The sequence below is a fragment of the Rothia sp. QJM3NY_36 genome (assembly GCF_056173115.1).
This window is the reverse complement of sequence record NZ_CM149658.1, coordinates 811,746-825,020: the sequence shown is the minus strand read 5'-3', so window position 1 is coordinate 825,020 and position 13,275 is coordinate 811,746. Positions and strand designations below refer to the sequence as shown.

General features: G+C 73.9%; 13 protein-coding genes. 2 read left to right on the top strand and 11 right to left on the bottom strand.

Annotated elements, in window-relative coordinates; genetic code table 11:
* Positions 1 to 2 precede the first annotated feature (2 nt).
* On the bottom strand, positions 3 to 1,067 hold the full coding sequence (gene argC / locus AC0VXQ_RS03600; RefSeq protein WP_224799868.1) for an N-acetyl-gamma-glutamyl-phosphate reductase: 1,065 nt from the start codon (positions 1,065 to 1,067) through the stop codon (positions 3 to 5).
* Between the two features lie 156 nt (positions 1,068 to 1,223).
* On the opposite strand from argC, the gene AC0VXQ_RS03595 reads away from it, so the two are divergent.
* Entirely contained in the window at positions 1,224 to 2,246 is a 1,023-nt protein-coding gene (locus AC0VXQ_RS03595) for a quinone oxidoreductase family protein (protein WP_231377322.1), read from the top strand.
* A 122-nt stretch (positions 2,247 to 2,368) separates the two neighbouring features.
* Here AC0VXQ_RS03595 and AC0VXQ_RS03590 read toward each other — a convergent pair whose 3' ends face one another.
* The 8 genes from AC0VXQ_RS03590 to infC form a co-directional block, all read right to left on the bottom strand.
* Positions 2,369 to 2,980 (bottom strand): hypothetical protein, encoded by a 612-nt coding sequence (locus tag AC0VXQ_RS03590; RefSeq protein ID WP_058731530.1) that lies wholly within the window; start codon positions 2,978 to 2,980, stop codon positions 2,369 to 2,371.
* A gap of 39 nt (positions 2,981 to 3,019) precedes the next feature.
* Positions 3,020 to 5,578, bottom strand: coding sequence for a phenylalanine--tRNA ligase subunit beta (pheT, locus tag AC0VXQ_RS03585; protein ID WP_058743590.1), 2,559 nt, complete (start codon positions 5,576 to 5,578; stop codon positions 3,020 to 3,022).
* Between the two features lie 4 nt (positions 5,579 to 5,582).
* Positions 5,583 to 6,713: a phenylalanine--tRNA ligase subunit alpha gene (gene pheS / locus AC0VXQ_RS03580; RefSeq protein WP_058743591.1), complete on the bottom strand. Its 1,131-nt coding sequence runs from the start codon at positions 6,711 to 6,713 to the stop codon at positions 5,583 to 5,585.
* Positions 6,714 to 6,890: 177 nt separating this feature from the next.
* Positions 6,891 to 7,886: a cation diffusion facilitator family transporter gene (locus AC0VXQ_RS03575; protein ID WP_058743592.1), complete on the bottom strand. Its 996-nt coding sequence runs from the start codon at positions 7,884 to 7,886 to the stop codon at positions 6,891 to 6,893.
* Between the two features lie 165 nt (positions 7,887 to 8,051).
* Positions 8,052 to 8,975 (bottom strand): TrmH family RNA methyltransferase, encoded by a 924-nt coding sequence (locus tag AC0VXQ_RS03570; protein WP_061225905.1) that lies wholly within the window; start codon positions 8,973 to 8,975, stop codon positions 8,052 to 8,054.
* A 148-nt stretch (positions 8,976 to 9,123) separates the two neighbouring features.
* Complete coding sequence (rplT, locus tag AC0VXQ_RS03565; protein ID WP_058730796.1) at positions 9,124 to 9,507, bottom strand: 50S ribosomal protein L20; 384 nt, start codon at positions 9,505 to 9,507, stop codon at positions 9,124 to 9,126.
* A gap of 110 nt (positions 9,508 to 9,617) precedes the next feature.
* Entirely contained in the window at positions 9,618 to 9,812 is a 195-nt protein-coding gene (gene rpmI, locus AC0VXQ_RS03560) for a 50S ribosomal protein L35 (protein ID WP_058730797.1), read from the bottom strand.
* A 196-nt stretch (positions 9,813 to 10,008) separates the two neighbouring features.
* The gene (infC, locus tag AC0VXQ_RS03555) at positions 10,009 to 10,839 is read right to left on the bottom strand and encodes a translation initiation factor IF-3 (RefSeq protein WP_375543252.1); all 831 of its coding nucleotides are present in this window, start codon (positions 10,837 to 10,839) and stop codon (positions 10,009 to 10,011) included.
* A gap of 347 nt (positions 10,840 to 11,186) precedes the next feature.
* On the opposite strand from infC, the gene AC0VXQ_RS03550 reads away from it, so the two are divergent.
* Positions 11,187 to 11,663: a DUF1844 domain-containing protein gene (locus tag AC0VXQ_RS03550; RefSeq protein ID WP_099049706.1), complete on the top strand. Its 477-nt coding sequence runs from the start codon at positions 11,187 to 11,189 to the stop codon at positions 11,661 to 11,663.
* Here the strand turns inward: AC0VXQ_RS03550 and AC0VXQ_RS03545 are convergent.
* Positions 11,660 to 12,538, bottom strand: a complete 879-nt coding sequence (locus AC0VXQ_RS03545; RefSeq protein WP_058730800.1) for an SseB family protein — start codon at positions 12,536 to 12,538, stop codon at positions 11,660 to 11,662. The genes AC0VXQ_RS03550 and AC0VXQ_RS03545 overlap by 4 nt on opposite strands.
* The gene (gene priA / locus AC0VXQ_RS03540) at positions 12,535 to 13,275 is read right to left on the bottom strand and encodes a bifunctional 1-(5-phosphoribosyl)-5-((5-phosphoribosylamino)methylideneamino)imidazole-4-carboxamide isomerase/phosphoribosylanthranilate isomerase PriA (protein WP_058730801.1); all 741 of its coding nucleotides are present in this window, start codon (positions 13,273 to 13,275) and stop codon (positions 12,535 to 12,537) included. Before priA ends, AC0VXQ_RS03545 begins: the two co-directional genes overlap by 4 nt.

Genomic DNA, 13,275 nt, shown 5'->3' with positions numbered 1-13,275 from the left:
GCTCACGGGGCGAGTCCTTCCTGAGGCAGCCCGGTGGTCTCCGGCAGACCGAGGGCGAGGTTCACGGATTGGATGGCACCGCCGGCGGTGCCCTTGACGAGGTTGTCGATCGCGCAGACGACGACCACGCGCCCGGCGGCTTCGTCCACGGCCAGCTGCAGCTGAGCGGAGTTGGCGCCCTGCACGTTCTGCGTGGCCGGCCAGAGTCCTTCGGGCAGCAGGTGCACGAAGGGCTCCTCGGCGTAGGCGGCCTCCCACGCCGCGCGCACGGCGGCCGGGCCGACCCCGGGGCTCAGCCGGGCCGTGGCGGTGGCGAGGATCCCCCGGGGCATCGGCGCCAGCGTCGGGGTGAAGCTCAGGCTCACCTCGGCCCCGGCGGCCCGGGATAAGCCCTGGCGGATCTCCGGGACGTGGCGGTGGATGCCGCCGACCCCGTACGGGGACATCGACCCCATGACCTCGCTGCCCAGCAGATGCGGCTTCGCGGACTTCCCGGCCCCGGAGGTCCCGGAGGCGGCCACGACCACGAGGTCCTGCGGCTGCACCACCCCGGCGGCCAGGCCGGGGGCCAGGGCCAGCTGCACGGCCGTCGGGTAGCAGCCGGGCACGGCGATGCGGCGCGCGGTGCGCAGGGTCTCGCGCTGCCGGGGGGCCTTCGCCTCACCGATTCCGGGGCCGGTGAGCAGCTCGGGCAGGCCGTAGGGCCAGTGCCCGGCGTGCTCGGTGCCGTAGAAGCGCGCCCAGTCGGCGGGGTCCTCGAGGCGGTGATCCGCCCCGGCGTCCACGACGACCGTCTCCTCCGGCAGGGCCGCGGCCACCCGCGCGCTGGCCCCGTGGGGCAGGGCCAGGAAGACGATGTCGTGGCCGGAGAGCACCTCGGGGGTGGTCTCCTGCACGGTGAGGTGGGCGTAGCGGGGCAGGTGAGGGGCAAGCGCGCCGAAGGAGGAGCCGGCGCTGGCCCCGGCGGCCAGCGTGGTGACCTCGATCTCGGGATGCCCGGCGAGCAGGCGCAGGACCTCTCCCCCGGCGTATCCGGTGGCCCCGGAGACCGCTGCGGTGTATGTCATGAGCCCACCCTACCGCAGATTTATGCATTGGCCTAAATATTTATGCATCGGGTGAGGGCGTCCCCTCCCTGCGATCCGCCCCGGGCCTACGATGGGTGAGGACCGAGAACCGCGAGGCCGGGCACCCGCAGGGCCCCGGCCGGTGAGGAGCAGGGCATGGCACAGCAGGAGAAGCGGCCGCAGGAGGCGAGCGCGGCCGGGCAGATGACGGCCATCGTCGTCGAGCAGACCGGAGGCCCGGAGGTCCTGACGGCGCAGACCCGCGAGATCCCCCAGCCAGGGCAGGGCCAGGTGCTGGTGCGCACCGAGGCCACCGGGGTGAACTTCATCGAGACCTACCAGCGCTCCGGGGTGTACTCGGTGGAGCTGCCCTTCGTCCCGGGCGCGGAGGCGGTCGGGCTGATCGAGGCGGCCGGGCCCGACGTCGACCTGGAGGCCCTGGGGCTGCGGGTCGGGACCCGGGTGGCCACCTGCCAGGCCTCCGGGACCTACGCCGAGCGGTTCGTCGCGGATGCGCAGAAGATCGTGGCCGTGCCGGAGCACCTGGACCCGCGCACCGCGGCCTGCCTGCCGCTGCAGGGCATCACGGCGCAGTACCTGTCCCGCTCCACCGTGCCGGTCCAGCAGGACCAGACGGCCGTGGTGCTGGCCGGGGCCGGCGGGGTCGGCGGGCTGCTGATCCAGCTGCTCAAGCACCTCGGCGCCGAGGTGATCGCCACCGCCTCCACCGACGAGAAGCGCCGGATCGCTCGGGAGCACGGGGCGGATCACGTGCTGGGCTACGAGGGCTTCGCCGAGCGGGTCCGGGAGCTGACCGGTGGGCGCGGGGCCGACGTCGTCTACGACTCCGTGGGCAAGGACACCTTCGATCAGTCCGTGCAGGCGCTGCGCCCGCGCGGCACGGCCGTGCTCTACGGCGGGGCCAGCGGCCAGGTGCCGCCCTTCGACCTGCAGCGGCTCAACGCCCTGGGCTCCCTGTACGTCACCCGCCCCTCGATCGGGGCGTACCTGCAGGATCGGGAGGAGCTGCAGGCCCGCCTGGGTGAGGTCTTCGACCTGGCCGAGGCCGGGGTCCTGCGCCCGACCCTGGACACCACGTTCCCCCTGGCCGAGGCCGCCGAGGCCCACCGGCACCTGGAGGACCGGCGCTCGCGCGGCAAGGTGCTGCTGATCCCGTAAGCGGCGGCCGCCGGATGCGACGATGCCCCGCTCGCACACCCCGTAAAAGGGGGGGGTCGCGAGCGGGGCATCGTCGCATCGTCCGCCTGCCACCGGCCCAGGGCCGGTGCGGGTCGGTCGGGTCAGTCCTCGTCGCGGCGCATCCGGCGCACCCCGTAGACCGTGCCGGCGGCACCCAGGGCCAGGACCAGCGCCCCGCCGCCGACCAGCAGCCAGCCGTGGCGCTGCTGGGCGCGGATCCCGTCCTCGGTGATCGGGGACATCTCCCCCGCCGGGGTGGTCCGCTCCACCGTGAGCGTCCCGTCGTCGTTGACCAGCAGGGCGTCCACGATCTCCGGGAAGTCCTCCCGCTGGGCCCCGGTCTGGGTGCCGCGGAACTGGATCTGGCCCCCGGCCTGGACCTTCTTCGGGTCCGCGATCCCGCCGTAGTACTTGTCGTAGTGCTGGTCGATCGATGAGGGCAGGGTGCCGGTGTAGACCGCGTTGTGCGAGGTGGTCTGCAGGTCCTGGGTCATCGTGGCGTACTGCCCCTGGATCACCCAGGACCGCCCGACCCACTCCTGGTTCTGGCGGGCGTCCTCCACGGTGCGCACCCCCGCCAGGCACAGCAGGCCGCACCCGACCAGCGCGACCAGCACGATCGCCGCGGTGATCCACCGCCACGGGGAGCGGTGCCGCCGCGCGGGCGCCCCGAACTCGTCGTCCTCATCGAAGCCGAAGAACGTCTCGCTCATCCTCGTCCCCACCCTTCCTCGCTGTCGGTGCCCACGGTCTCAGCCGCGCAGGACGGCGCCGTGGCGCCGCTCGGCCAGGGCGACGGCGGCCTCCCGCTCGCGCCCGGCCTCCTCGTTGGTCAGGGTACGGTCCGGGGCGCGGAAGACCAGCGCGCAGGCCACGGACTTCCGGTCCTCGCCGATGGACTCCCCGCGGTACTCGTCGAAGACCCGGGCGGATTCCAGCAGCTCGCCGGCACCCTCCCGCAGGGTCTCCAGCAGCTGTGCTGCCGGCAGGTCGGCGTCGACGATCAGGGCGACGTCCTGGGTGACCGGCGGGTACGGGGAGACCGGGCCCGCCTGGACCGGGGCGCCGACGCCGCCCAGCAGCGCGGTCAGATCCAGCTCCATCGCGCAGGTGCGCTCCGGCAGATCCCGATCCCGGCACACCTGGGGGTGCAGCTCCCCGGCCCAGCCGAGCAGGCGCCCCTCGGCGTCCTCCAGCCGGGCGGTGCGCCCGGGGTGGAAGGCCTGGTGGCGGCCCTGGGCCACCCGCAGCGCCACGCCGAGCACATCGGCGGCCAGCCGGGCCGCATCCAGGGCGTCCTGCCAGTCGTGGACCCGCGGGGTGATGCCGGGCCCCTCCGGGGCGTCATGCCCGCAGAACACCGCGGCCAGGTGCTTCGGCTGGACCGGCAGCCCGGCCTCCAGCTGCTCCAGCACCTGCGCGTCCGGCCGCGCCCCGCCGGCGGGCAGCGGGGTCTCCCCCAGCGCCTGCCCGGGCAGGAACACGGTGGCGGCCTGGTACAGGGCCAGGTCCCGGAAGCCGCGGGAGCGGTTGCGCCGCAGCACCTCGGTCAGTCCCGGCAGCAGCGAGCGCTGCAGCCAGCCCTGGGCGTCGCTGATCGGGTTGGCCAGGCGCACGTGCTCCACGGTCCCCTCGGCCGGGGCCTCGGGCACGCAGTAGAGGGTGTCCTCCTCGGCGGAGACGAACGGGTAGGCCGCGACCTCCACGAGACCGGCGGCAGCGAACGCGTCCAGCACCCGGCGTCGCCCGGCCTGCTCCGGGGTCCACCCGCGCCCGGCGGGGGCGGCGGGCAGGCGGGAGGGGATCTGCTCGTAGCCGACGACGCGGGCGATCTCCTCGGCGAGGTCCTCCTCGGCCGTCAGGTCCGGGCGCCAGGAGGGCACGGCGACCTGCCAGACGTCGCCCCCGCGGTGCACGGTGCAGCCGATGCGCTCGAGCACCTCGAGGATCTGCTCCGGGGTGTAGTCCACCCCGACCCGCGCCGCGGCGTAGCCCACCGGCAGGGTGATCTGGCGGGGTTCGACGGCGGTGCCGACGTCGGTGACCCCGTCCTCGGCCCGGGCGCCGGACAGCTCCTCCAGCAGCTCCACGGCCCGCTGGGCGGCCGCGGCGGCCACCTGGGGGTCCACCCCGCGCTCGAAGCGCTTGGAGGCCTCCGAGGGCAGCCGGTGCCGACGCCGGGTGCGGGCGATCGAGACCTCCTCGAAGTGCGCCGCCTCGATCAGCACGTGGCGGGTCTGCCCGGTGACCTCGGTCTTGGCTCCGCCCATGACCCCGGCCAGGCCGATGGCCTCGTCGGTGTCGGCGATGATCAGGTCCTCCGGGTGCAGCTCGCGGTTCTTCCCGTCGAGAGTCTGCAGGGTCTCCCCCGGGCGGGCCCGGCGGACGTGGAGGGGTCCGGCGATCTTCTCGGCGTCGTAGAAGTGCAGGGGCTGGCCCAGCTCCAGCATGACGTAGTTGGAGATGTCCACGGGCAGGGAGATCGAGCGGATCCCGGCCAGGCGCAGGCGGGAGGCCAGCCACGGCGGGGTCGCCCGGGTGGGGTCCAGATCCCGCACGGTGCGGGCGACGAAGCGGGTGCAGCCCGGACGGTCGTGGATGGGGGCGTCGTCGCGCAGGTCCACGACGTAGCCCTCCCCGTTGTCCGCCGGCGCCCGCTCGGCCAGGGGCCCGGCCGGGTCGGCGAAGGGGGCGTCCACGGCCAGGCAGTACTCCCGGGCCACCCCGCGCACGGAGAACGCGTAGCCGCGGTCCGGGGTCACGTTGATCTCCGCGGCCTCATCGGTCAGTCCCAGCAGCTCCAGGGCGTCCTGACCTGGTTCGGGGTCCAGGCCGAGCTCACCGAGGACGATGATCCCCTCGTGCTCATCGGACAGACCCAGCTCCCGGGCGGAGGCGATCATCCCTGCGGAGACGTGGCCGTAGGTCTTGCGCGGGGAGATCCGGAAGTCCCCGGGCAGCACGGCCCCGGGCAGGGTCACCACGACCTTGTCCCCCACGGAGAAGTTGTGGGCCCCGCACACGATGCCCTGGATCCCGGAGGCCTCGATGCCCTTCCCCTCCAGGGTCTGCTCGCGGCCCTCGGGGACCACGCGCACCTGGCACCAGTTGACGGTCTTGCCGTTGGAGTGGGTCTCCGGCTCCATGGACAGCACCTGCCCGACGACGACGGGCCCGGTGATGTGGTCCAGGGGCCGGTGCACGGCCTCCTCCTCGAAGCCGACCCGCACCAGCGTCTCCAGGACGTACTCGGCGGTGGCGCCCTCCGGCAGGGGGGCGTGCTCGCGCAGCCAGGACAGCGGAATTCGCATGGGTCTAGATCTCCATCCCGAAGGTTGAACTGAAGCGGATATCGCCCTCGATCATGTCGTGCATGTCCGGGACCCCGTTGCGGAACATCAGGGTCCGCTCGATGCCCATCCCGAAGGCGAAGCCGGAGTGGGTCTGCGGGTCGATGCCGGCGGCGCGCAGCACGTTGGGGTGCACCATGCCGCAGCCGCCCCATTCGATCCACCGGGGCCCGCCCTTGGCCTGCGGGTGCCACACGTCCATCTCGGCGGAGGGCTCGGTGAACGGGAAGTAGTTGGGGCGCAGGCGGATGCGCGCCTGCTCGCCGAACATCCGGCGGGCGAAGTGCTCCAGGGTGCCCTTCAGATCCGCCATGGTCAGGCCCCGGTCCACGGCCAGACCTTCGAGCTGGTGGAAGACGGGGGTGTGGGTCGCGTCGAGCTCGTCGGTGCGGTAGACCCGCCCGGGGCACACGATGTACAGGGGCGGCTGGCGACGCTGCATGGCCCGCATCTGCACCGGGGAGGTGTGGGTGCGCAGCACCCGGTGGGCGGAGGCCGGCTCCAGGAAGAAGGTGTCCTGCAGCTCCCGGGCCGGGTGGTCCGGCTGGAAGTTCAGGGCGTCGAAGTTGAACCACTCGGATTCCACCTCGGGGCCGTCCTCGACCTCCCAGCCCATCGCCACGAACACGTCGCCGACCCGCTCCTGCAGCAGTGACACGGCGTGGCGGGCGCCCATGCGGCGTCGGCCGGAGGAGGCGGTCACGTCCACGGCCTCCTCCACGAGGATCCGCTCGGCGTGCTCGGCCTCCAGCTCCGCCTCCCGGGCGGCCACGGCCTGGGTGATGCGCCCGCGGGTCTGGCCCAGCAGCTTCCCGATCTCCTTCTTCTGCCCCGGCTCCAGCGAGCGCATCTGCCGGTTGACCAGATCGGTGCCGGAGCCCTCGCCGGTGTAGCGCAGCCGCACGGCCTTCAGCGTCTCGAAGTCCGGGGTCTGCTCGCGCACGGCGCGCAGGGCCTCGGCCAGCTCGGCGTCGAAGGCCTCCCGCACGCGCTGCGGGGCGCCCTCCGGATCCGCCGCATAGGCGGCGCCGATGTCGGCCAGCACCTGGCGGGCCGCGGCGGCATCGCCCGCGGGCGAGGACGGGTTCTCAGTCATGGACGGGTCTTCTCCTGGGTCGCGGGTCGTGCGCTGCCGCCGACGTCGCGGTCCACGGCGCACCGGGACGCGTCGTGGCGTGCGGCGCGCTCGGGCCCGTCGGGCTGCTTCCGGCGCGGGCGGCAGACCCAGTCTAGAGGATCGGGCCGAAAGGGGCGGGGCCGGTCCCCCGCCGGCTCAGGCCTCGTCCTGCTCGGGCTGCGGCGGGATCTCGGAGACGTAGTCCTCCTGGTACAGGTCCGGCTCCAGGTAGATCAGCTGGGCGGCCGGGACGGCCTCGCGGATGCGCCGCTCGGTCGCGTTGATCTCGGCCACCAGCTGGGCGGCCGTCTCCTGGCGGGCCACGGAGATCTTGGCGGCCACCAGGATCTGCTCGGGGGCCAGGTGCATGGTCTTGAGGTGGATCAGCCCGATGTGCTCCTCGGCGTCCACGGCCCGGCGGATCGTCTCCAGCGTGGAGGCGCTGGCGGACTCCCCGAGCAGCAGGGACTTCATCTCCACCGCGAGAAACACCGCCACGGCCACCAGCAGCACCCCGATCGCCCCGGATCCGGCGGCATCCCAGCGGCCGTCTCCGGTGATCAGCGTCATGGTGATGCCGAACAGGGCGAAGAGCAGGCCGGTCACGGCCGCGGAGTCCTCGAGCATCACGACCGGCAGCTCCGGGGCCTTGGCCCCGCGCACGTACTCCAGCCAGCTGCGCTGCCCCTTGGTCCCCCGCGCCTGGCGCAGGGCGGTGAGCAGGGAGCGGCCCTCCATGAGGATCGAGCCGACCAGCACGACGGCGGGCACCCACGCCCAGTCCTCGATGGGGTGCGGCTCGGCCCACTTCTCCCAGGCCTCGTAGAGGGAGAACAGCCCGCCGAGGGAGAACATGACGATCGAGACCACGAAGGCGTAGATGTAGCGGTTCTGCCCGTGCCCGAAGGGGTGCTCGGCGTCGGGGGCCTTGCGTGCCGCCCGCCCGCCCAGCAGGAGGAGGAACTGGTTGCCGGTGTCGGCCACGGAGTGGATGGACTCGGCGAGCATCGATGAGGATCGGGTCAGCAGATAGGCGGCGAACTTCAGCACCGCGATGCCGAGGTTGGCCGCCAGGGCCGCGAAGATCGCGGCCCCGCCGGAGCTCTTCCTCTGCTGCTTCTGCTGGGGCTCCTGCTGCTGCTTCTCGGTCATGGAGGGCCTTTCGGATCGGCCCGCCGAGCAGATCGGGAGGCTAAGTTGATGGGAGACGCCCGCCGCCGAGGCGACGGGTGAGGGCGGGGACGAGGCCGTCGGGACCGCACTCGGCGGGGCCGACGCGAGACGGGCGGGGGGGCGGAGCCGGACGGGCCGGGACGGTCAGCGGGGGCGGCGTCGCTGGGCGCGGGCGGAGGCGTACAGGCACACGGTGGCGGCCATGCCGACGTTCAGGGATTCGGCCCGCCCGTGCAGCGGGACCGCGACCCGGGCATCGGCCAGCCCCTTCTCCTCCTCCGACAGGCCCTGGGCCTCGTTGCCGAACAGCCACACGGTGGGCCGGCGCAGATCGGCGCCGTCGCCGGGACGCTGCGCGGCCGCGGCATCGGCCAGCTCATCCAGATCCAGGGCGGCGTGCCCGTCGGCGGCGAGGATCTGAGCGCCCGCGGTCCGGGCCGCCTCGACCAGCTCCGGCAGCCGCTGGTGCGCCGCGACGGGCAGGTGGAACAGGGAGCCCGCGGTGGAGCGCACGGCCTTGGGGTTGAGCAGGTCCACCGAGCCCGCGGTCGCGGCCGCGAACCCGGCGCCCGCGGCGTCGGCGGCGCGGATCAGTGTTCCGGCGTTGCCCGGATCCTGCACCCGGACCATGACCGCCCCGAGGCCCGGCCAATCCCGGGCACCGGGCAGGCCGGTCAGCGCCGCGGCGCTGTGGGCCACGGCCAGGACCCCCTGGGGCGTCTGGGATTCGGCCATCGCGGCCAGCACCTCCGGGGCCGCCAGCCGGGCGAAGACCCGACGCGCGGGGCCCCCGGGGGCGGTCGGGGCCGGGCTGCCCGCCGCGGCCGCGATGGCCTCGCCCAGCGAGGGGTCCTGTTCGAGGCAGGCCGGGGTGACGTACACGGCGTCCAGCAGCGGGCCGCGCGCGTGGGCGGCCAGGGCCTCGCGCACCGCCTGCGGCCCCTCCACGAGGAACAGCCCGCGACGGGCGCGCTGGCGGGCCCGGGCCAGGGCGGCGACGTCGCGGACCCGGTCCGCGGTGGGGTTGATCAGGGTCCGCTCGCGGTCGAGGATCTGGAATGCGCTCACCCGGCCACCCTACCCGGGCCTCGCCCGCGCCCGGAGTCCGGCGTCGGCCCGCGCGCGGCGGATCCGCGGTACCGGAGCCAGCGCCCACGCACGACGCCGCCCGCCCCGCGGATCGCGGGGCGGGCGGCGTCGTGCTGGAGAGCCGGTCTCAGGCGGCCTTGGGAGCGGAGGTGTCCTCGGGGAGGCTCTCCTTGGCGATGCCGACCAGCGCCTTGAAGGCGGCCGGCTCGTTGACGGCCAGCTCGGCCAGCATGCGGCGGTCGACCTCCACCTCGGCGGCCTTCAGGCCCTGGATGAAGCGGTTGTAGGTCAGGCCCTCGGCGCGCGCGGCGGCGTTGATGCGCTGGATCCACAGGCGGCGGAAGTCGCCCTTCTTCTTGCGCCGGTGGTCGTAGCTGTAGACCAGCGAGTGGGTGACCTGCTCCTTGGCCTTCCGGTACAGGCGGGAGCGCTGCCCCCGGTAGCCGGACGCGCGGTCCAGGGTGGTCCGACGCTTCTTGTGGGCGTTGACTGCCCGCTTCACACGTGCCACGTGCGTACTCCTTCTGCTCTGGCGCGGCCCTCACCTGGGGGCGGCGCGGCGTGTTCGGGGCCGGTCCCGTGCGGGGACCGGGAGGTCGATGGGTGCGGTGGGCTTGAGCCCTACTTGGCCAGCATCTTCTTGATGACCTTGGCCTGACCGCCGGTGACGATCTGGTCCGAGGCCAGCCGGCGGGTCAGCCGGGAGGACTTGTGCTCCAGGTAGTGGCGGCGGTTGGCCTGCTGGCGCTTGACCTTGCCGGAACCGGTGAGCTTGAAGCGCTTCTTGGCACCGGAGTGGGACTTGTGCTTCGGCATGGGGGCCGTTCTCCTTACGTTTCATCCCGGATCCCGCGTGGGGCACGCGGGGCCGGGAGGGCGTGCACCGCCCCGAGGGGACGGTGCCTGTCTCAGGCAGCGGAAGCCGGATCTGCGAGGGCGACGTCGAGGACGAGGCGCCTTCTCGACCCGGTCCGCAGGGTCATCCAACCCGGGGCGGACCCGGGCGGGGCGGCTACGACCGGGGGCCGGGCTTCGGCGCCCGCGGCTTGGGAGCCGCCTGGGGCTTCGGCGCGGCCTGCGGCTTCGGAGCCGACGCGGGCTTCGCGGCCGCCTGGGGCTTGGGAGCCGCCTGCGGCTTCGGGGCCGACGCGGGCTTCGACTCGGCCTGCGGCTTCGGGGCCGGGGCCTCCTGGGCCTGCGATGCCGAGCCGCCCTGCGCCTGCTGGCGCAGCTGCTCCGGCATGGCCGCGGCCACCGAGTTGGACACCGGCTGCGCGGTGCGGGTGTCCACCCGCTCGCGCTGACGGCGGCTGCCGCCCTGCTGCTTGGCCTGGCGCTGCTGCTCGCGGCGCGCCTCGGCCTTGTTGCGCAGCGGGCCGATGACCATGACCATGTTCCGCCCGTCCTGGCGCGGATTGGACTCGACGCTGCCGACCTCGGCCAGGTCCGTCGCCAGCCGCTCCAGCAGGCGCACTCCCATCTCGGGGCGCTGCTGCTCGCGGCCGCGGAACTGGATCATGGCCTTGACCTTGTCTCCCGCGGTGAGGAAGCGCTTGGCGTGCCCGACCTTGGTCTCGTAGTCGTGGTCGTCGATCTTCAGCCGGAACCGCACTTCCTTCAGGACCGTGTTGGTCTGGTTCTTGCGGGACTCGCGGGCCTTGACGGCGGCCTCGTACTTGTACTTGCCGAAGTCCATCAGCTTGCACACCGGCGGACGGGCGTTCGGCGCCACCTCGACCAGATCAAGATCCGATTCCCGCGCCAGACGCAGTGCGTCCTCTACGCGGACGATCCCGACCTGCTCGCCGCTGGGGCCGACCAGTCGGACTTCCGGTACGCGGATGCGGTCATTGATGCGTGGATCGCTAATGTGGTGCTCCTGTCGGCTCTGCGGGTCTGTTCCCGCACGGTTCGCGGATCGCCCCGACGGGATGCGAAGAAGCCCCCGCGGGACGGTTCCAGCGGGGGCTTCGAGACCCGTGCCCGCACACGACGCGCATCCTCAGGATGCGGACGGCATGATGGCGCACGAGCGCTGACCCGGCGACCGCTGCGGTCGACGCGGGTGGGAGATCGAGATCCCCGCTTGGAAACTCCTGACACTCTACACCATGGCCGCCCCGTTGTCTGCCCTGCGCCGGTCTCGCCCCGAGGCGGCGCGACGGCCCCCGATGTGCGACAGTGGGGGCCATGACTGAGACACCCCGCCCCTCCTCTGCCGCGCAGGATCCCGCCGACGCCCAGCCCGATCCCGGCGTGCACCGCTTCCCCGGCGGCACGGATGCCGCCGCGGCCCCCGAGGCCGCCCCGGAGCCCAGCGCCGAGCAGATCCAGGCCGTGAACGCGCAGATGCGCGACATCGCCGAGGTCCCCGCCGTGGAGGTCATCACCACCACCGCGGTGCACCTGATGAGCGCGGCCGCCGTGAAATGCGGCCTGGCCGAGGGGCCCGACGCCGCGGAGCTGAAGGATCTGGACGAGGCCCGCAAGCTCATCATCGCCCTGGCCGGGCTGGTCACCTCCGCGGCCCCGGAGATCGGCTCCCAGCACGCCGGGCCCCTGCGCGACGGCCTGCGCTCCCTGCAGCTGGCCTTCCGCGAGGCCTCCTTCGCCCCGGACGCCCCGGGCAAGGGCCCCGGAGAGAACCTGACCGGCCCGGTCTTCTAGCCCGCCGGGCGCGGCTCCCGGTCCTCGACCGGGCGCACCCGGATCTCCAGGGAGTCGATCCGCTCGGCGAGCAGCGGGTCCGCGGCCACGGCCGCCCGGAAGGTCTCCGACGCAGCGTCCAGGCCCGCCCGGTCCAGGCCGGGGACCAGCAGCAGCTCGACGCTGAGCTCCGGGCCGGGCCCGCCGCCGGGCAGCAACCGACCCTCGGCGTCGCGGGCCGCCACCCCGGCCCCGGGGGCCATCTGCGCGCCTCGGGCCTGCGGGATCCCCGCGGCCGCGCGCTGCAGGGCGGCCAGCACCTGGGGATCCGAGTAGGACGGCAGCCAGGGCTCGCCCTTGGCCAGGGCCCACACCCCCGGACGCCGCAGGACGAAGACCAGATCGGTGCCCGGATTCAGGACCAGCAGCTGGTTGCCGTCCTCCACCGCGGCCAGCGCCGTGCGCCGGGCCTCGGCGGCCACCGGCCGGGCCTGCGGATGCCAGGAGGTCAGCGCGTCCACGCTGGTGAACACGGGCAGGGCCCGCCGCCCGTCCGGGGCGCTGATGGAGACCAGGGCCATCTCCGACTCCTTGTCCGAGACCAGCCCGTCCTCGGTCACGTGGGCCTGGGACAGCTCGGCGAGAACCGGGGCGAACAGGCGCGTGCCGCGCAGCGCCTCCAGCACCGACTCCTCGGGGATCTCGGCCCGGGCGAAGGCCTCCAGGGCCTCGGCCACGGGGGCGGGGGTCAGACCGTCGTCCTGCGGATACGCGTGGGTGTGGGAGGTCCCCTCCCCCAGGTTGCGGCCCTTCCACGGCTGCCCGCCGGTGTCCGTCTCCCGGCCGGCGCTGCGCAGCTGCGCCTGGATGTGAGCCGGCAATTCCCGCGGGCTCATGCCTCGGGCCGCCCCGCCGCGTCCAGGGCTTCGGCCAAGGTGAAGCGCCCGGCGTACAGGGCCTTGCCGACGATCGCGCCCTCGACCCCGTGCGGGACCATGGCCCGCAGCGCCTCCAGGTCCGCAAGCCCCGAGATGCCGCCGGAGGCGACGACCGGCCGATCCGTGCGCCGGGCGACCTCGGCCAGCAGCTCGGTGTTGGGCCCGCGCAGCGTGCCGTCCTTCGTCACGTCGGTGACGACGTAGCGGGCGCAGCCGTCGGCGTTGAGCCGGTCCAACACCTCCCACAGGTCCCCGCCCTCCTCGGTCCAGCCGCGGGCCGCCAGGGTCGTGCCGCGCACGTCCAGCCCGACGGCGATGCGCTCCCCGTGCTCTGCGATGACCCGGCGCGTCCACTCCGGGTCCTCCAGGGCGGCGGTGCCGAGGTTGATCCGGGCGGGCTCCAGGCTCAGGGCCCGGCGCAGCGAGGCATCATCCCGGATCCCTCCGGACAGCTCGATCTTCAGCCGCACCCGCTCGGCGACCCGGCGCAGCACCTCGGTGTTCTCCCCACGCCCGAAGGCCGCGTCCAGATCAACCAGGTGCACCCATTCGGCACCGGCCTCCTGCCAGGCCAGGGCCGCCTCGACGGGGTCGCCGTAGCCGGTCTCGGTGCCGGCTTCGCCCTGGACCAGGCGCACGGCCTGGCCCCCGGCGACGTCCACGGCGGGCAGCAGCTGCAGGCGGGGGGTGCTCAT